Annotated in this window: 17 protein-coding genes; 3 read left to right on the top strand and 14 right to left on the bottom strand. The window is 70.5% G+C overall.

Going from position 1 to position 17,304, the window contains the following annotated elements; all coding sequences use genetic code 11:
• Positions 1 to 50: 50 nt before the first annotated feature.
• A complete protein-coding gene (locus ASD25_RS19115; protein ID WP_056619651.1) occupies positions 51 to 458 on the bottom strand; it encodes a hypothetical protein in 408 nt (135 codons plus the stop codon).
• 168 nt (positions 459 to 626) lie between these two features.
• Between ASD25_RS19115 and ASD25_RS19120 the strand changes: the two genes are divergently transcribed.
• From ASD25_RS19120 to ASD25_RS19130, 3 genes are all read left to right on the top strand, one after another.
• Positions 627 to 1,037 (top strand): CBS domain-containing protein, encoded by a 411-nt coding sequence (locus ASD25_RS19120; RefSeq protein WP_056619654.1) that lies wholly within the window; start codon positions 627 to 629, stop codon positions 1,035 to 1,037.
• Positions 1,038 to 1,142: 105 nt separating this feature from the next.
• Complete coding sequence (locus ASD25_RS19125) at positions 1,143 to 1,718, top strand: hypothetical protein (protein ID WP_056619657.1); 576 nt, start codon at positions 1,143 to 1,145, stop codon at positions 1,716 to 1,718.
• 90 nt (positions 1,719 to 1,808) lie between these two features.
• Positions 1,809 to 4,217, top strand: coding sequence for an ATP-binding protein (locus ASD25_RS19130; RefSeq protein ID WP_056619659.1), 2,409 nt, complete (start codon positions 1,809 to 1,811; stop codon positions 4,215 to 4,217).
• 6 nt (positions 4,218 to 4,223) lie between these two features.
• Here the strand turns inward: ASD25_RS19130 and ASD25_RS19135 are convergent, their stop codons facing one another.
• The 13 genes from ASD25_RS19135 to ccmI form a co-directional block, all read right to left on the bottom strand.
• Positions 4,224 to 4,724 carry a periplasmic heavy metal sensor gene (locus ASD25_RS19135; protein WP_056619662.1) on the bottom strand — a complete coding sequence of 167 codons (501 nt, stop codon included), beginning with the start codon at positions 4,722 to 4,724 and terminating at the stop codon, positions 4,224 to 4,226.
• Positions 4,721 to 5,149, bottom strand: coding sequence for a hypothetical protein (locus ASD25_RS19140; protein WP_056620097.1), 429 nt, complete (start codon positions 5,147 to 5,149; stop codon positions 4,721 to 4,723). The genes ASD25_RS19135 and ASD25_RS19140 overlap by 4 nt, the downstream gene beginning before the upstream one ends.
• Positions 5,150 to 5,154: 5 nt before the next feature.
• Entirely contained in the window at positions 5,155 to 5,718 is a 564-nt protein-coding gene (locus tag ASD25_RS19145; RefSeq protein WP_156389380.1) for an RNA polymerase sigma factor, read from the bottom strand.
• 66 nt (positions 5,719 to 5,784) lie between these two features.
• Positions 5,785 to 6,417, bottom strand: coding sequence for an EF-hand domain-containing protein (locus ASD25_RS19150; RefSeq protein ID WP_056619666.1), 633 nt, complete (start codon positions 6,415 to 6,417; stop codon positions 5,785 to 5,787).
• A 67-nt stretch (positions 6,418 to 6,484) separates the two neighbouring features.
• A complete protein-coding gene (locus ASD25_RS19155) occupies positions 6,485 to 9,358 on the bottom strand; it encodes a bifunctional [glutamine synthetase] adenylyltransferase/[glutamine synthetase]-adenylyl-L-tyrosine phosphorylase (protein ID WP_056619668.1) in 2,874 nt (957 codons plus the stop codon).
• The gene (locus tag ASD25_RS19160; RefSeq protein WP_056619670.1) at positions 9,355 to 9,786 is read right to left on the bottom strand and encodes an acetyltransferase; all 432 of its coding nucleotides are present in this window, start codon (positions 9,784 to 9,786) and stop codon (positions 9,355 to 9,357) included. Before ASD25_RS19160 ends, ASD25_RS19155 begins: the two co-directional genes overlap by 4 nt.
• Positions 9,783 to 11,033, bottom strand: coding sequence for a HAMP domain-containing sensor histidine kinase (locus ASD25_RS19165; protein WP_304439662.1), 1,251 nt, complete (start codon positions 11,031 to 11,033; stop codon positions 9,783 to 9,785). Before ASD25_RS19165 ends, ASD25_RS19160 begins: the two co-directional genes overlap by 4 nt.
• Before the next feature lie 113 nt (positions 11,034 to 11,146).
• Entirely contained in the window at positions 11,147 to 11,782 is a 636-nt protein-coding gene (locus tag ASD25_RS19170; protein ID WP_056619676.1) for a response regulator transcription factor, read from the bottom strand.
• A gap of 69 nt (positions 11,783 to 11,851) precedes the next feature.
• Positions 11,852 to 13,408, bottom strand: coding sequence for a S1C family serine protease (locus tag ASD25_RS19175; protein ID WP_369816631.1), 1,557 nt, complete (start codon positions 13,406 to 13,408; stop codon positions 11,852 to 11,854).
• 112 nt (positions 13,409 to 13,520) lie between these two features.
• Positions 13,521 to 14,012, bottom strand: coding sequence for a cytochrome c-type biogenesis protein (locus ASD25_RS19180; protein ID WP_056619682.1), 492 nt, complete (start codon positions 14,010 to 14,012; stop codon positions 13,521 to 13,523).
• On the bottom strand, positions 14,009 to 15,994 hold the full coding sequence (locus tag ASD25_RS19185) for a heme lyase CcmF/NrfE family subunit (protein ID WP_056620101.1): 1,986 nt from the start codon (positions 15,992 to 15,994) through the stop codon (positions 14,009 to 14,011). Before ASD25_RS19185 ends, ASD25_RS19180 begins: the two co-directional genes overlap by 4 nt.
• Positions 15,991 to 16,473 (bottom strand): cytochrome c maturation protein CcmE, encoded by a 483-nt coding sequence (gene ccmE, locus ASD25_RS19190; protein WP_056619684.1) that lies wholly within the window; start codon positions 16,471 to 16,473, stop codon positions 15,991 to 15,993. The genes ASD25_RS19185 and ccmE overlap by 4 nt, the downstream gene beginning before the upstream one ends.
• On the bottom strand, positions 16,470 to 17,294 hold the full coding sequence (gene ccmI / locus ASD25_RS19195) for a c-type cytochrome biogenesis protein CcmI (protein ID WP_056619686.1): 825 nt from the start codon (positions 17,292 to 17,294) through the stop codon (positions 16,470 to 16,472). Before ccmI ends, ccmE begins: the two co-directional genes overlap by 4 nt.
• Positions 17,295 to 17,304 lie beyond the last annotated feature (10 nt).

Below are 17,304 nucleotides of genomic sequence, written 5' to 3' on the forward strand. Positions count from 1 at the left end.
ACGAAAGGCCGCCCCGTCGCCGGGGCGGCCCTCCGTTCACTTCACAACGCTTACCAGCGGTCGCGGCGCTCCTGACGGAGCATGTATTCGATGCGGGTCAGGCGGTTGCTGAGCGCTGCGTACTCCTGACGGCTCAGGCCGTCGCGGGCGTAGCGCCATTCAAGGTTCCGGTACTGCTGCATCTCCCAACTGAGACGTTGAGCCTCGCCGCGGCTGATACGGCCGTTGTAGGCTACCCGGTTGATCTGCTGGGCCACGCGTTGGGCGCGGTATTGCAGGTCGTTGCCGTAGCCGCGGTTGTAGCCGTAGCCCTGGCCGTAGCCATAGCCCTGACCGTAGGCCGGCGAGCCGACGCCCACGGAGAAGGTGACGTTCTGGGCCAGCGCCGGCGTGGCCGTCATGACCGCCGTCGCCGCCAGCGTGGAAAGCAGGGCCTTCCGGATCATGGCGGTTTTCATTGTCGTATTCCTCAATCGTTCCGATCCGCAGCGGACCGTGGAGTGAGAAAACCATGCCGCGGCTGACACGACCCTGAGGGTCTCGTTGTCTGGCAGTCATGTGGCTGAACCGGAACCGGCGGCGGATGGACGGGTTCTGACGGCAGCCCCCCTTCAAGGAGAGACCCGATGAAAGTTCGCGACGTAATGAGCAAGGACGTGCAGGTCGCCCGCCCCGGCGACACCGTCCAGGAAGTGGCCTCGCGCATGGCCAGTGGCGATTTCGGCTTCATGCCGGTGGCCGACGGCGACACCCTGATCGGCACCATCACTGACCGCGACCTGACGATCCGGGCGCTGGCCCAGGGCGCCTCGGCGAGCGCGCCGGTGGTGGAATACATCACCCGCGATCCGCACACCGCCCGCGCCGACGATGATTTGAAGACGGTGCTGGACGCCATGGGATCGAAGCAGATCCGCCGCCTGCCGGTGCTCGACAAGGACAGCCGTCTGGTCGGCGTCGTCTCGCTGGGCGACCTGTCGACCCGCGTGAAGGAAAAGTACGCCGGCGAAGCGCTGGAAGACATTTCCCGGACCTGACCCGGGATCGGGGTGAGGCCGGCGTTTACGTCTGCTTCACCCTTTCGCGGAACGCGCTGTTCACTCGCCAAGGCCCACTCTGACCCTTCAGGATCGGAGACGTGGATGGCGCGCGCGCAATTCCAGAAGGGACAGAAGGTCTGGGTCGAGTGCGTCGGCGCATGGGCCCAGGTTGAGAAGGTCCAGCCCGTCTGGGCCAAGGGTTTCGAGGAACCCGTCCGCGTCACCTACGATGTCGGTCTTGGCCGGGAGTTTCTGGGCCACGAACTGCTTCTGCCGACCGAGGACCCCTCGGCCAACGCTGGAGAGTCCTGGCGGCTGATGCGGGCCCGCAACAAATGGCAGACGGCCGACGACTGCCCTCACCATCCCTTCCCTGGCACCTACCCCGTGGTCGTCACCGACAAGGCCGATTGGGGCGGTTGGCGCGTGCCCGGCGCGGAGTATGACCGCGACCCCGACCAGATCGAGTTCCAGGCGCGCCTGATCGCCGCCTCTCCCCAGCTTCTGGCGCTTGCCGAACGGCTTGCGGCATCGGTGGACGAGGCGCCGGACGACGCACCGCCCGAGATGGTCGAACTGGCCCGCACCGCGCGGACCCTGCTGAAGACGATCACGGACGTTCTGGTCTCGCCGACCGAAAGCGGTGGCGGCGGGCAGCGGGAAACACAGGCCGCCTGAAACCGTTGATGGTTCCGAACCAAGGCTCGACAGGAATCCGCGACGCAGCCTAGATTCGCTGATCGACGTTGATTTCTGGGGGAGAGCGCCTTGCGGGGCAACGAGCGCCGCATAACCGGAGAGGGACGGCGTTCGGCGGACCGACGCAAGGGCGCGCCGTCGTGGCTGCGCATCGCCTTACTGACCGTCACCCTTGCCCTGGCCGTCTGTGTGCTGCTGTTCGCCCGCGAGATCGCTCGACCGGGACAGGAGGCGGACGCCCTTCGCCTGAGCGCCGTCGACCGCGAGGCCCGGCTGCTGGCCTTCGATCTCGAAACCCGCATTGCCCCGGTGCAGGCCGCCGTTCGCTCGGCGCCCATCGGCGCTGACTCTCCCGCGATCATGCTGCAACGCGCCCGCGCCGCCGCGCCCGGCCAGTCCTTCGCTGTTCTGGATGAAACCGGCCGCCCCGTTGCAACCACGGGCGGAGAAGCCCGCCTGTTCACCGCCGCGCCGGGCCGCCCGCGGCTGACGGCGGACGGCCGGGCCATCCTGATTTCCAACCCGCTGGCGGGTGGAGGCCGACTGGTCGGTCGTGCGCCCCTTCCGTCGCTGGCGCCGCAGAACGGCGTCACCCGCTCTATCCTGTCCGCCCCGGACACGCTCCTGACCAGCTCCGGGACGACCGTGGCCACCCTCGGGCTGGCGGCTGCGCCCGTGTCCGTCGACGGCCGCGGCGTGACCTTGCGCGGCGACGGGCATGGCGTCCGTCGCACCGCCGCGCCGGTCGGAGACACCGGCTTGATCGCAGTCGCCACCACCCCGGTCACCGTCGGCGCCGACGCCCTGCTGGACGATGTCTGGGTGCTGACCGCGCCCGTCGGCATTGGAGCATTCGTGGTCCTGCTGGCGCTGCTGCTGCAACGCCGCCAGCAGGGCATCACCCAGGTCTGGGCGGCTTCGGAACAGCGGTTCCGCGGCGCCGTCGAGGCCGCGCGGTGCGGCGTCTGGGAATGGGACACGGACAGCGAGACGGTCACCATCTCGGAATACATGGCCCAGCTGATGGGGCTGGAGAAGGGCGCCGTCACGACCGAAGAGATGATGGCCCGCATCCATCCGCGCTATCATGAGGCGGTGCTGCACGCCCTGCGGCAGGCCCAGACCTTCGGCACGTTCGACGTCAGCTTCCCGGTGTCCGACGCCCAGGGCAAGGCGCGCTGGATCGACGCGCGGGGTCAGGCGCGCGGCGACCGGGGCGATGAAGGTTTCACCAGCGTGCTGGGCGTTGCGCTGGATACGACCGAGGCCCGCCGCGCCAAGGCCCAGGCCCAGGCCGCCGAAAGCCGTCTGCGCGACGGCATCGAGAGCGTGTCGGACGCCTTCGTCCTGTTTGACAAGCAGGGCCGGCTGATCCTGTCGAACCAGGCCTTCCAGGACGCCTTCGGCTTCGAGGAGGGGGTGGTGCGCCGGGGCGCCTTCAAACAGGATCTGAACCGGATCGCCGCCCTGGCCATCACCTCGGACCAGCCCGCGACGGGCGGGCGCGCCGGCGCGCGAGAGGTCGAGCTGAACGACGGCCGCTGGCTGCAGCTGGTCGAACGCTTCACCTCGGACGGCGGCTCGGTCGTCACGGCGGCGGACATCACCGCCATCAAGCGCAAGGAGGCGGAGCGCCAACGGGCCACCGAACGGCTGCACGTCACCATCACCGAGCTTGAAGACCGCGAGGAGCGTCTCTCCCTTCTGGCGCGCAAGTACGAGGTGGCCATGACCCGGGCCGAGGCCGCGAACCAGGCCAAGTCCGAGTTCCTGGCCAATATGAGCCACGAGCTGCGGACGCCGCTGAACGCCATCAACGGCTTCTCGGAGATCATGGCGGGCGAGATGTTCGGGGCGCTGGGCGACGCCCGGTACAAGGGCTACGCCGCCGACATCCTGAAGTCGGGCCAGCACCTGCTCAGCCTGATCAACGACATCCTCGACATGGCCAAGATCGAGGCCGGCAAGCTGACGCTGCACTATGAGAAGGTGTCGCTGAAAGAGGTGGTCGAGGACGCCACGCGGCTGATGCGCGGCAAGATCCAGGAGGCGGGGCTGAACCTGCTGGTCGATGCGCCCGAGATGCCCGAGATCGACGCCGATTACCGCGGCCTGAAACAGGTGGTGCTGAACCTGATCTCCAACGCGGTGAAGTTCACACCCGAGGGCGGCGACATCGTTGTGGCCCTGACGCGCGAGGATGACGACCGGGTGCGGGTGGCGGTCACCGACACGGGTATCGGCATTGCCGAGAAGGATCTGAACCGGCTGGCGCGACCGTTCGAACAGGTCGAGGGCCAGCATTCCAAGACGACACAGGGCACGGGTCTGGGCCTGGCCCTGACCAAGTCGCTGATCGAGCTGCACGGCGGGGAGCTGACCATCGCCAGCGAGCCGGGTCGCGGCACCACGGTGGGCTTCGTCCTGCCGATCCGACGGCCCGACGGGGCCCAGACCGAACAGGCCCGCGCCGCCTGAGGCCGGTCAGCGGGGCGGCGGCGGGCCCTTCTTGTCATTGTCGCCACGCACCACGACGCGGCCCCGGCGGGTCAGGATTTCCGACAACGCCTTGCGATCCGCCGGCTCCAGCGAGGCGAGGACCGCGACCGCATCGACCTCAAGCCGGGCCCGACCGCGCAATTCCGCTTCGCGCGACTGCGCCAGAAGGGTGGTGATGCGCGCGCTGTCGAAGGTGTCCGACGAAGCGATGGCGACCGCCTCGCGCCGCTTCTGGCGGGCTTCCTCGAAATCCGGACGGACCTGCAGGGCCGAGGCGCGCAGGGTGTCGCGCACCCGGTCGCGGACGGCGGGATCCAGCTGGCCGATCAGCAGCATGGGCGACCCGCTGCGCGGCGGACGGTGCTGGGCCTCGACCCGCTTCTCGACCTGGGCCTGGGTGACGAGCACGGTCGCACCCGCCGCGAGCGCGAACAGGTTCAGGGCGACCGAGATGGCGAGGGCGCTCTTCAGCGTTTGCGACGTCATCCCAGCACCTCGGTGTCATCCACGGCCATCAGCGACGCCTGATACAGCACCGCATCGGCCTGGGCGTCGGCGGTCAGGTGGGTGGTCAGCATGACGCCGGCGGCCACGCCAGCGCATGCCGCGACGGCCCAGCCGGCTCCCAGCGCGAGGGCCAGACGGTCCAGCCAGCGACGGCCCTCGCGCCGCGCCTTGAGCCCGGCCTCGGCGGCGGAGGCGATCACGCGGTCGCGCAGGGCCATGGACGGCTGGGCGGCACGCGACAGGTGCAGCAGGGCGTCCACCGCGTCCGCCTCGGCCACGGCGGCGCGCACGGCCGCGGGATCGGCGGCGGCGAAGGCCTGGGCCGCCGCGCGCTCGTTCTCCGGCCAGCGCCGCGCATCGGCGCCGTAGGCCGCGATCAGTGCGAGAAACCGTTCCGACGTCATCACGCTCAAACTCCTTCAGCGCCGGGCCGGATATCGGCCAGGGCCAGTCTCAACGCCCGCCGTCCACGCGACAGCAGACTTTCCAGCGCATCGACGCTGACCTCCATCAGGGCCGCGGCCTCGATATTGGTCAGTTCCTGATAGTGGCACAGAACCACCGCCTCGCGCTGACGATCGGGCAGAAGGGCCAACGCCGCGTTTACGCGCGTCCCCACATCCGCCGCCATCAGACCCCGGTCCGGAGACGGTCCGTCGTCGGGCCGGTCCGGCGGGGCCTCGGTCGGAACCTCGCGCCGCCGGCGCAGCCGGTCGTAGCAGAGGTTCAGAGCCACCCGGTGCAGCCAGGTGTCGAACTTGGCCTGTCCCGGCGTCCAGCGGGGCGCCTGTTTCCAGGCACGGAGCATGGCTTCCTGCGCCACATCCTCGGCCTCGGCGGCGTCCCCCAGCATGCGCCCCGCAAGCGCCAGCATGCGCGGCAGCTTGCGGGCCACCATGGCCTGAATGGCCGCGGGGTCGCCCTGACCCACGCGGCGCACCAGATCCTCGTCGGGGTCGGCGATCAACGCCAATCCGGCCCTCTCCCGTTGTTCGCGAAAGGGTCGTTCGGCCCATGACCGTCGCCCCGCCCATCATCCTTACTCCGAAGCGGGCGCCGGAGGCGACGCCTGCCTTTGCGCCTGACGGGCGGCGCGGCGTTCCGTCATGCGTTCGCGGCGCTGTTCGCGCACCGCCTGCATGCCGGCCTGACGCTCGGCGGCCGTGACGAAGCCGTCGCGATCGCCGTCCAGACGGGTGAATGCCTGTGCGGCCTTGCCCTGAACCTCGGCGATCGAGATCGGGCCGCGGGCATCCATGCGCTGGCCGCGATGCGCCATGCGGGGGCCGCCGCGATGCATGCGGGCCGGACGGGCGGCGCGGTTCGGGCGGGCCTCGGTCCCGGTAGCGCGCGGGGCGTCGAACTCGGCGCGGCTGATGGCGCCGTCACGGTCGGCGTCCAGCCGCTGGAAGCGGGCGTCGGCGCGTTCTGCCCGGCGAGCCTGGGCGGCCGCACGCATTTCATCGGGCGCGACCGAGCCGTCGCGGTTGGCGTCTGCTGCGGTCAGGCGGTCGACACGTCGCGCCACGAACTCGGCCTGGCTGATGCGTCCGTCGCCGTCGGCGTCGGCCCGCATGGCGTGCGGCTTCGACGGCGCCTGCTGGGCGAGCGCGGCGCCGCCTGCGGCGAGGGTCAGGGCGGCGAGGGCGCCGGCCAGAAGGGTTTTTCTCATCAGATGATCTCCATGGCCGCCCGACGCGGCCGTTTCGTCCCTGTCAGAGAGTGAAACGTCCGCCGGGTCAGTCTCCGTCGCGGACGGCCGGCAGGGCGGTTTCGAAGGCGGCCCGCGCCGCTACCCGGACCTCGGCCAGATGCGCCTTCAGGGTCTCGAAATCCGAGACGCCGGCCGCCTCGGCCAGACGGCGACGGAAGCCCTCGGGCTCATGATCCGGATCCGGCCTGTCGTCGAAGGCCGCGCTGAGGATCTGGTTCAGCGCCTGCTGCAGCCGCCAGGCCGAAGCCAGGGCCGGTTCGTCGGCCAGGGCCTCCAGCGTCGACACCGTCAGCGCCCCGCCCGACGCCGCTGCCTTCAGCTGCCGGGTCTGGGCGACGAATTCGGCGTCGACCTGACCGCCGGGCGCCAGCTTCAGATCCCAGGCGCCCTGCCCCGGCCGCTCGCGGGCCATCAGGTCGCGCATGCGCCGGGCGTCGGCGGCGATGTCCACGCCCGGACGGGGCCTGCGCAATATGGTCTCGATCACGGCCTGCACACGCGCGCCGAACGCGGGATCGTCGGTCCAGACCACCCGCGCCCGGGTCAGGGCCATGAATTCCCAGGTATCGCCCTCGTCGGCGTAATACTCCTGAACCGCGTCCAGCCGCAGCGACACCGGTCCCTTGGCCGCGCCGGGCCGCAGCCGCATGTCGACCTCGTACAGGCCGCCCTCGGCCGTGTGCGCGGACAGGGCGGCGATCAGCCGCTGGGTGAAGCGCGAATAGAAGACGGCCGCGGCCCAGCCCTTGCCGTCCGACACGGCGTCGGCCGGGGCGTCGTAGACCGTCATCAGATCGAGGTCCGAGCTGGCGGTCATCTCCCGCGATCCGGCCTTGCCCAAGGCGATTACGGCGGCCGCGCCGCCGTTCAGGGCCCCGCCCTGACGCACGGCCTCGGCCATGGCGGCGGGGGCGAGGGCGGTGATGACGGCATCCGCGATGGCGGTGTAGGCGCGGCCCGCGGCCTCGGGATCGGCGCGGCCGCTGAGGGTCTGGACCCCAACGCGGAACATCTGCTCTCGGTGCATCCGCCGGGCGACGTCGAGCGCGGCCTCGAAATCGGGCGCTGCGGCGGCGTCGGTCAGAAGCTGGGCGACGACGCCGGAATCCTCGTCGATGATCCGGGCGAAGCGGGCGTCCAGCATACTGTCCAGCGCCGCCGGATAGCGGCCCAGCGTGCGCGCCAGCCGCGGGGCGAAGGCCATCACGCCCAGAACCTGCTCGAACAGCTTGGGCTGGGCCAGGAACAGGGCCTGGACCTGCACCCCGGCGCTGAGCCCGGCGAAGAAGACGGCGAACCGGCGGAAGGCCGCATCGGCGGCTCCCGTGTCGGCCAGGGCTGTGAGCAGGCGCGGGGCCAGACGGGTGAACAGCTCGCGGCCGCGCGCCGACCGGGTCGCGGGGATGCGGCCGTGGTGCCAGCTGCGTATCGTGTCGGCCACGCCCGCCGGCTCGGCGAATCCCATCCGTTCAAGGGTGAGCAGGGTCTCGGGGTCGTTCTCAACCCCGGTAAAGACCAGCGAACCGTAGGGCGACGACAACGCCTCCTCGCCTTCGAACAGCTCGCCGTAGCGGCGGTTGACCCCGACCAGCAGGGCCTCGACCCCGGCGTCGAAGACAGCCAGATCGCCCTCCCCCGCCAGCGCCGCCACGGCCGCGCGGCGCGAGGCATCGACGGGCAGCGTATGGGTCTGCTCGTCGTCCAGCATCTGCACCCGGTGTTCGAGATCGCGCAGCGCTCCGTAGGCGGCGGTCAGTTCGGCGCAGGCCTCGGCGCTGACGTGGCCGGCGTCGCGAAGCAGGGCCAGCGCCTCGACCGTGCGGGGGCTGCGCAGGGCGGGATCGCGGCCGCCGAGGATCAGCTGCTGGGTCTGGACGAAGAACTCGATCTCGCGGATGCCGCCGCGGCCCAGCTTCAGATTGGCGCCGGCCGCATCCAGCCCCTCGCCCGTCTTGTGGACGTGGATCTGTCGCTTGATCGACTGGATGTCGAGAATGGCGGGGAAGTCGAGGCTGCGCCGCCAGATGAAGGGCTGCAGGGCCCGGATGAAGTCGCTCCCGGCGCCGATGTCCCCAAGCATGGCCCGCGCCTTGATGAAGGCCGCCCTTTCCCAGTTCTGGCCGACGCCCTCGTAGTAGGACAGGGCGAAAGGCACGGCGACCACGGGCGGGGTCGAGGACGGATCGGGGCGCAGCCGCAAATCGACGCGGAACACATAGCCGTCGCCGGTCCGCTCCTGCATCAACGTCGACAGGGAATGAGCGATGCGGTCGAGGAATTTCTGCGGCTCTACGCCCTCGGCCAGCGCGCTTTCGACAGCCTCGGGCTCCCAGAACAGGCTGATGTCGATGTCGGAGGAGTAGTTGAGCTCGAAGGCGCCGTGCTTGCCCATGGCGAGGCCAAACAGGCCCGGGATCGGACCGCGCGGGTCATCAGGCGCGGAGACCAGCTTGCCCCGCTCGCGCTGGTCATGGGCCACGGCGCGCAGGGCGGCCTGTGTCGAGGCGTCGGCGAAACGGCTCAGCGCGTCGGTGACCTGGTCGAGATTCCAGACGCCGCCGAGGTCGGCCAGGGCGGTCAGCAAATGCAGTTCGGCCTTCAGTCGCCGGAGTGGAAGCTTGACCGCCTCCGCCTCGCCGGACAGGGCTTCGGTCCGCGTCAGCACGTCGGCCAGCCGGGCTTCAGGCCCCTCGCGCAGCAGCTTTTCCAGCATGGCGGGCCAACGGCGCGCCAGACCGAACAGATAGGGCGAGGCGGCGAAAACAGGCCCTACGGCGGGCCAGGCGTCGGTCAGCAGTCCGCTCCAGCCCTGTTTCGCCGCCGCCTCGGACAGTCGTTCGTAAGCCCGGGCCGCGGCGTCGGCGTCCACCACCGGTCCGCACGGCTGCAGGTCTGTCATGGACGCAGGGCCATATGCACCAGCGGATACGGCCGACCCTGATCATCGATCGGCGACCGGCCGGTCCGCTCGAAGCCGAGCCGTTCGTAGAAGCCGACGGCCCGCGGATTCTGTTCGTTTACGTCGAGGCTGAGACTGTCGTGCAGCGACCGGGCGTGCGCGATCAGGGTTCGCCCGAGACCCCGGCCATGCAGGGCCGGGTCGACGAACAGCGCATCCACATGGTCGCCCGACAAGGCCATGAAACCCAGCGGGCGATCCGCCCCGTCGACCAGCACCTGAAGCTCCGCCGTCGGCAGCCATCCGGCGACCGTGGCGTCGATCTCGGAACGGTGTTGCGGCGACAGGAAGTCGTGGGTCGCGTCCACCGCGCCCCGCCAGATCTCGAGGTTCCGCGCGGCGTCCCCCGGTCTGGAGGGCCGGATCATGTCGCCGCCGCCGGCAGGACCAGCGCGACCCTCAGCCCCGGCCCGAAGCCGCCGTAGGCGCCCGGGCCCTCGTCGAGGATGATGCGTCCGCCGTGGGCCTCCATGACCGCACCGACCAGCGACAGGCCCAGACCCGAGCCCGCCTCGGTGCGGCTGTTGTCCAGACGCACGAACCGTTCGATGACCCGCTCGCGGTCCTCTTCCGGCACGCCGGGGCCGGTGTCGGTGACCGAGTATTCGATCTCGCCCGACGAACGCCGCCGGGCGCGCAGCATCACCGCCCCGCCGGTCGGGGTGTATTTGATGGCGTTGTCGATGATGTTGGCCAGCGCCTGGGCCAGGAAGGGCTGATTGCCCTCGACCATCAGGCCGCGTTCGATCTCGGCCGAGAATTCCAGTCCCTTGTCCTCGCTGGCCGGCTCGTAGAGCTCGGCCATGTCAGCGGCCAGATCGGCGGCGTCGAACACCTTCGGATCCGGCGTACGGCCGGCGGCGGCCTGAAGCCGGGCGATGGCCAGGACGGTGTTGAAGGTCTTCAGCAGGCTGTCGGCCTCGTCCAGCGCCAGCTGCACCGCATCGACGCCGTCGATCTTGCCCGCCTCGGCGTCCATCAGGGCCACCTCCAGCTTGGCCCGCATCCGCGTGAGCGGTGAGCGAAGGTCGTGGGCGATGGCGTCGCCGGCGTGGCGGATCGAGGCCATCGAGGCTTCCATCCGGTCCAGCATGACGTTCAGGCCGGCGCCCAGCTCGTCCAGTTCGTCGCCCGAATTCCGGACGGGCGCGCGCGCCTTCAGGTCGCCTTCCTGCACGGCGGTGACGACCTTGCCGAGCCGGCTCATGGACCGTTCGAGGTTGCGGCTGACGAGGACGCCCCCGGCCAGCCCCAGCAGCAGGACGATGCCCATGGCCGCCCACAGGGCCTGGGTCAGCCGCGCCAGATAGGCCTCGGTGTCGATGAGCGACGCCCCGACGAACAGCATCTCGCCGCCCGCCAGCCGCACCTGAACCCCGCGTGCCTGTGGCCGGACCACCGTCCCGTCGGGCAGGGTGTCTGTGAGGGGGAAGGTGATCCACTGACGGTTCCCCTCGAAGGTTTCGAAGGGGGATATGCTGAGGCTGCCGGTGATCCGGCCGCCGGACTTGTCCATCAGCAGATATTCGTAGCGACCCGTCAGGGTGCGGTCGATCACTGCCATGTTGAGGGCGTCCAGCCCCCGCGCGTCATAGATGCCGGTCAGGACCTGCATCTCGCCCCGCACGTCCCGCTCGGCCTTGGTGCGGGCGGCGTCGGCGGAGGCGAAATAGACATAGGCCAGGATCGCGCTGGCCGCCGCCGCGAACAGGGCGAGGAACAGCAGCGTCAGCCGGAAGGGCGTGCGGCGAAGGAGGGAGGCTCCAGCCGGTAGCCCGCCCCGCGCACGGTCTGCAGCATGGCGTGATCGAACCCTTTGTCGATCTTGGCGCGCAGGCGGCTGATGTGGACGTCGATGACGTTGGTCTGGGGGTCGAAATGATATTCCCAGACCTTCTCCAGCAGCATGGTGCGGGTCACCGACTGGCCGGCGTGGCGCATCAGGAACTCCAGCAGCTGGAATTCGCGCGGCTGCAGGTCGATTTCCTGGCCCGCGCGGTGCACGGAGCGCGAGATCAGGTTCATCTCCAGATCGCCCACCTTCAGCATGGTGGCGACCGAGCCGGTCTCGCGGCGGCGCGACAGGGCCTCGACGCGGGCGATCAGTTCGGAGAAGGCGTAGGGTTTGACCAGGAACAGGACCGGGGTCTGGTCGCCGTCCTTGCGCAGGGTCTCGACCATGCCGATGCCGTCGAGGCGGGGCATCATCCGGTCGACCACATAGACGTCGTAGCCGCCCTTCTGGGCCTCCAGCAGACCGAAGGCGCCGTCGACGGCATGGGTCGGCTCGTGACCGGCTTCCGTCAGGCCCCGGACCATCGCGGTCGCGGCCTCGGCATCGTCCTCGACCACCAGAATACGCATCGATCAGTCCCCCAAAGCGAGAATCGCCGCCGATGTTAGCGCATCGGCGGCGATCCGGGCAGTTAAGGCTTATTCAGACTTCGGAAGGTCCAGCACGACGGGCACGCTGCCCTGGTCCGGCGTCCAGACGACGAGGAAGACGCCCGACCGGTTGGCCCGGCGGGCGGCGGTGATCGCCGCTTCAAGATCGGCGGGCGTGCGGATCACGCTGGCCGGCCCGTTGGTGATGACGAAGCCGGGCCGGAACCTCAGTTCGCCAACGGTGTCCTGCGCGGTCACGACGAGGCCGTTGATATTGGCCGGGATCGAATAGCGGCGGCGAAGCACGTCCGACATCGGCGCGACGGTCAGACCGCCGACGGCGACGCCGGCGCCCTCGGGCGCTTCCCGGTCGCCGGATTCCGGCGTGGCCGGACCGGCGTTCAGTTCCGCCTGCGACGGCCGCGCCCCGGCGCGAACGCTGATGGTCTGGAGACGGCCTTCACGCAAAACTTCCAGCCGCACGGTCTGACCCGGCTCAACCGAGCCGATCCGGCGGGTCAGGTCATTGCTGTCGCGGACAGGCTGTCCGTTCAGGCGGGTGACGATGTCATTGATCTGCAGGCCGGCCTTTTCAGCCGGTCCGCCAGGCGTGACCTGACCCACCCAGGCGCCGGTGAAGCCGGAGCCCTGCCCCAGCGCCGTGATCTGTTCGCGGCTCAGGTTCTGGATGCCGACCCCGAGATAGCCGCGGGCGATGCTCTCGCCGCGCATCAGCCGGTCGGTGATCGGCTTGGCGACCGTGGCCGGAATGGCGAAGCCGATGCCGACCGAGCCGCCCGTCGGCGAATAGATGGCCGAGTTCACGCCGATGACGCGGCCGTAGATGTCGAAGGTCGGTCCGCCCGAGTTGCCCCGGTTGATGGCGGCGTCGATCTGCAGATAGTCGGTGTACGGCGTGTTGTTGTCGATATCGCCGCGCCCGCTGGCCGAGACGATGCCGGCCGTGGCGGTGCCGCCCAGGCCGAACGGGTTGCCGACCGCGATGACCCAGTCGCCCACGCGGGGCTGGGCCGTTTCCTCGAAATTGACGAAGGGGAAGTCGGTCCCCTCGACCTTGATCACGGCCAGGTCGGTGTCCTCGTCGCGGCCCACCAGACGGGCCTCGAGCTCGCGTCCGTCGGCCAGCTTGACCATGATCTCGGTCGCGTCGGCGACCACGTGGTTGTTGGTGACGATGAAGCCGTTGGCGGCGATGAAGAAGCCCGAGCCGGCGCCGAGTGCGGTCGCGCCGCCCTCTCCGTCCTCACCCTCCTCGCCCTGCTGTCCGCCGCCGTTGGGGTTCGGAATGGCGAAGGGGGTGCCGGGGATCTGGATCATGCCGGGCTGGCGCGCGACCCGCGTCTTGACGTCGATCTGCACCACGGCGGGCGCGACTTGGGCGAAGATGTCGGCGAAGCTGAGCGGCGCGCCCTGCGGCGGTGCGAAGGCCAGGCCGGCGCCGCCGGCGTTGGGGGCCAGACGGCCGCTAACGCCCGCGACGGGACCCGCTTCAGCGGTCGGCCAGTCGATCACGCCGCCGGCCGTGGCGGCGGCGGCGAAGGCCAGGCCGGCGACGGCCCCGAGCATGAATTCCTTGCGCTTCATCATGGAGTTCTTTGCGATCCTTTCGGGCAGGACACCGCCCGTTTCGACAATGAATATAGGACTGTGACCCGTTTCACCAACGCATCGCGCTGAAGATAGGCCGCGTCGAACGTCAGTCGTCAGACGCCTTTGCGTCAGGATCGCGGCGATCCGCGTCCGCGGCGAGAATATCGGCCAAACGCGCCTCTTCCGCGACCGACAGCGCCGGGACTTCCTCGCGGCGGCGCCGCGCCAGCGCCAGCAGGCCGATTCCGACCGCCGCCAACGCCGCCAGCGGGCCGAACCACAGCAGCCAGGTCCCGGCCCGGACGGGCGGCTTGAACAGGACGAAATCGCCGTAGCGGCGCACCAGATCGTCGCGGACCTGGGCGTCGGTGCGGCCCGCCGCAATCTCTTCGCGCACCAGTTGGCGCATGTCCGCGGCGATGCCGGCGGGGCTGTCGGCGATGGCCTCGTGCTGGCAGACGACGCAGCGGATGTCGGCGAACAGGGCTTTGGCGCGCGCCTCCTGCGCGGCGTCCGGCAGGGGCCGGTCGGGCGCGGGCGGAGGCTCGGCGGCCATCAGGCCGACAGCGGCCAGGGCGATGAGCAGGGCGCGCTTCATGTCGCCGCCTTCCGCTTGCCGACGCCCAGCCTCAGCCGTCGGTCGAGCAGGGAAAGGACTCCGGCCAGAGCCATGATGGCGGGGCCAAGGAAGATCAGCCGCGCCCACGGATTCCACCAGACGCGCACGCTCCACGCAGGAGCGCCGGCCTCGCTCTGGCCCCGCTCGCCCAGCACCACATAGACGTCGTCCAGACCCCGGAAATCCAGCCCGACCTCGGTCGTGGTCTGACCGCCCGCCGGGAAGAAACGGCGCTCGGCGGTGACGACGCGCGGGGCGCCGCCGCTGCGCAGCGAGACCGTCAACCTGCCCTGCTCGGCCAGATAGTTGGGGCCTTCGACGATGCGGACGCCATCGAGCCGCACGCTGTATCGCCCGGCGGTCACCGTCTCGCCGACGGCCACTGTCCGCGCCGCCTCGACGCGGTAGCCGGTCTCGACCACGGCGCCGAGCACGAAGACCCCCAGCCCGGCGTGAGCCAGCACCGTGCCCCATGCGCCCAGCGGCAGTCCGCGGGCGCGGCGCAGGCTCTCGCCGGGGCTGACGCGGAACAGGCGGATACGCTCGGCGATCTCGGCCAGCGCGCCGAGCACCAGCCAGCCGCCCAGGCCGATCCCGGCGGCGGACAGCGCCTTGCGCGGCTCGAACGCCAACCAGCCGGCCAGGGCGACCAGAAGCGCCAGTCCCGCGCCGATGATCAGACGCTGGCCCACGCCCTTCAGATCGCCGCGCTTCCACGCCAGCAGCGGTCCGGCGGGCAGGATCAGGAAGGCGACGGCCATCAGGGGAACGAAGGTCAGGGCGAAATAGGGCGGACCGACCGAGATGGTCGCGCCGTTCATCGCCTCAAGGATCAGCGGATAGAGGGTGCCCAGCAGCACCGTCGCGCAGGCCGCTGTCAGGAACAGGTTGTTCAGCACCAGCGCGCCCTCGCGGCTGACCGGGGCGAACTGCCCCCCGCCCGTCAGGCGCGGCGCCCGCCAGGCAAACAGGGCGAAGGCCGCCCCCGCGGTGACGCCCAGAATGGCCAGCAGCATCAGGCCGCGCTCGGGATCGACGGCGAAGGCGTGGACGCTGGTCAGCACGCCCGAGCGCACGAGGAAGGCCCCCAGCATGGAGAAGGTGAAGGCCAGGAGGGCCAGGAAGGTGGTCCAGCCCGCCAGCGCCCCGCGCCGCTCGGTGACCACCGCGCTGTGCAACAGGGCCGCGCCGGCCAGCCATGGCATGAAGCTGGCGTTCTCGACCGGATCCCAGAACCACCAGCCGCCCCAGCCCAGCTCATAGTAGGCCCAGAAGGCGCCGAGGGTGATGCCGACGGTCAGGAAGGCCCAGCTGGCCAGCGCCCACGGCCGGACCCAGCGGCCCCATGCGGGCCAGAAGCTGGCGTTGGCGCGGCCCTCGATCAGGGCGGCCACGGCCAGCGAGAAACAGACCGAAAACCCGACATAGCCGCAGTAGAGCAGCGGTGGATGGAAGGCGAGCGCGGGGTCCTGCAGCAGCGGGTTCAGCGACGCGCCCTGGAACGGCGCCGGGTTCAGCCGCTCGAACGGATTGGAGGTGAAAACGGCGAAGGCGAGGAACAGCACGCCCAGCAGACCCTGCGTCGCTATCGCAGAGGCCTTGAGCCCGAACGGCAGGTTTCGCGCCCGCGCCAGCGCCGCGCCGAACACGGTCAGGACCAGACACCAGAGGACCAGCGAGCCCTCATGGCTGCCCCATGCGGCGGCCACCTTGTAGAGCATCGGCTTGTCGGTGTGGCTGTTGGCGGCGACGTTCGCGACCGAGAAGTCCGACACGGCGAAAGCGTGGATCAGCGCGCCGAAGGCCACCGCGACCGCGAGCGCGGCGGCGATAGACGCGCCGATGGCGGCGCCGGCCAGCACCGGGCTGCGCCGCATCCGTCCGGCCGTGGCCATGACGGTCTGGAGCACCGACAGGACCAGCGCGAGGACGAGGGCGAAGGCGCCCAGCTCGACGATCATGAGCGCGGGGCCCCCGCCGTCGGAGCCGCCTCGGGCCGCCATTCGCCCTTGGCCTTCAGACGGTCGGCCACCTCGCGCGGCATGTAGTTCTCGTCGTGCTTGGCCAGCACCTGCGTGGCGCGGAACGAGCGGTCGGGCTGGAAGGCCCCCTGCGCCACCACCCCCTGCCCCTCGCGGAACAGGTCGGGCAGATCGCCCTGATAGACGACCCGGGTCGCCGCGACATTGTCAGTGACCGAGAAGACGACCTCGCCCCCGGTTCCTCGCTTGACGCTGCCAGCCTCGACCAGACCGCCCAGACGCACGACGCGGCCCGCCGGGGCCTTCGCCTCGGTCGCTTCGGACGGGGAAAAGAAGAAGGTGACGCTGTCGCGCATGGCGTACAGCGACAGGCCGACGGCCAGCGCCAGCACCGGCGCGACGGCCGCGAAAAGCCACAGACGGCGCCGCGCCCTGGGCGATTTCGGAAGCCAGCTCATGCGCCCGCTTCCATGGTGACCAGCCGACGCTCCAGATCGATGCGGCGTGGATCCGAGGGATCCAGAGTCGCGAGCAGCGGGGCCCACATCGCTCGCACCGTCGCGCGGTCGCCGCGCACCATGGCCGCTTCGCCGAGGAAGTAGCGCGCGCCCAGCTGGCCGGGATCGCGGCGCAGGGCCTGCACAAAGGCCGCCTCTGCGTCGCCGCCGACCTTGCCGCCATTGGCCCGCACCAGACTTTCGCCCAGCCGCGCCCAGCTCTGCGCGTCGTCCGGCTGCAGGACCAGCGCGCGACGGAAGGCCGAGGCCGCACCGATCGGATCGCCGGCCTCGAATCGTGCGGCCCCCAGCATGGTCAGGGCCTCATGATCGTCGGGCCGTTCTCGCACGATCCGCGCCGCGACCGCCGCGATCTGCGGCGCCTCGAGCGTATCCAGATCGTTCGTCCATTCGTCCACGCGGCGCTCATAGGCCTGATCCGGCAGACCGGGCGCTCCGTAGAGGGCGTACACGCCGAGCGTCGCCGCCGCCGTGACGCCGATCCCCGCCAGAACCAAAAACCGGTCCCTTGGCCCCGCCCGGACGGGAAGGGTTTCCCGTTCCGCCGACAGGATGCGGCGGCCGGCCTCCGCGCGGGCGGCGGTCCAGCCGGCCTCGTCCAGCAGACCACGCGCCTTCAGCCGGTCCAGCTCGGCCAGTTCGGCGGCCGCGGCCATGCCGGCGACGTGTTCGCCCTCGTCCGCGCCGCGCCGCGCGCCGGCCAGCACCAACAGGCCGGCGAGCGCCGTGACCAGGGCCGTCATGATCCAGAAAACCGTCATCGGCCTGCGC

This window comes from Brevundimonas sp. Root1423, from assembly GCF_001426805.1.

Excerpts from the sequence above, each read along its gene's own strand:
- ASD25_RS19125 (WP_056619657.1), top strand. The coding sequence starts at position 1,143 with ATGGCGCGCGCGCAATTCCAGAAGGGACAGAAGGTCTGGGTCGAGTGC.
- ASD25_RS19155 (WP_056619668.1), bottom strand. The coding sequence starts at position 9,358 with ATGACAGACCTGCAGCCGTGCGGACCGGTGGTGGACGCCGACGCCGCG.
- ASD25_RS19185 (WP_056620101.1), bottom strand. The coding sequence starts at position 15,994 with ATGATCGTCGAGCTGGGCGCCTTCGCCCTCGTCCTCGCGCTGGTCCTG.
- ASD25_RS19140 (WP_056620097.1), bottom strand. The coding sequence starts at position 5,149 with ATGACGTCGGAACGGTTTCTCGCACTGATCGCGGCCTACGGCGCCGAT.
- ASD25_RS19165 (WP_304439662.1), bottom strand. The coding sequence starts at position 11,033 with ATGCAGGTCCTGACCGGCATCTATGACGCGCGGGGGCTGGACGCCCTC.
- ASD25_RS19135 (WP_056619662.1), bottom strand. The coding sequence starts at position 4,724 with ATGACGTCGCAAACGCTGAAGAGCGCCCTCGCCATCTCGGTCGCCCTG.
- ASD25_RS19120 (WP_056619654.1), top strand. The coding sequence starts at position 627 with ATGAAAGTTCGCGACGTAATGAGCAAGGACGTGCAGGTCGCCCGCCCC.
- ASD25_RS19115 (WP_056619651.1), bottom strand. The coding sequence starts at position 458 with ATGAAAACCGCCATGATCCGGAAGGCCCTGCTTTCCACGCTGGCGGCG.
- ASD25_RS19175 (WP_369816631.1), bottom strand. The coding sequence starts at position 13,408 with ATGAAGCGCAAGGAATTCATGCTCGGGGCCGTCGCCGGCCTGGCCTTC.
- ASD25_RS19150 (WP_056619666.1), bottom strand. The coding sequence starts at position 6,417 with ATGAGAAAAACCCTTCTGGCCGGCGCCCTCGCCGCCCTGACCCTCGCC.
- ccmE (WP_056619684.1), bottom strand. The coding sequence starts at position 16,473 with ATGAGCTGGCTTCCGAAATCGCCCAGGGCGCGGCGCCGTCTGTGGCTT.
- ccmI (WP_056619686.1), bottom strand. The coding sequence starts at position 17,294 with ATGACGGTTTTCTGGATCATGACGGCCCTGGTCACGGCGCTCGCCGGC.
- ASD25_RS19160 (WP_056619670.1), bottom strand. The coding sequence starts at position 9,786 with ATGATCCGGCCCTCCAGACCGGGGGACGCCGCGCGGAACCTCGAGATC.
- ASD25_RS19180 (WP_056619682.1), bottom strand. The coding sequence starts at position 14,012 with ATGAAGCGCGCCCTGCTCATCGCCCTGGCCGCTGTCGGCCTGATGGCC.
- ASD25_RS19170 (WP_056619676.1), bottom strand. The coding sequence starts at position 11,782 with ATGCGTATTCTGGTGGTCGAGGACGATGCCGAGGCCGCGACCGCGATG.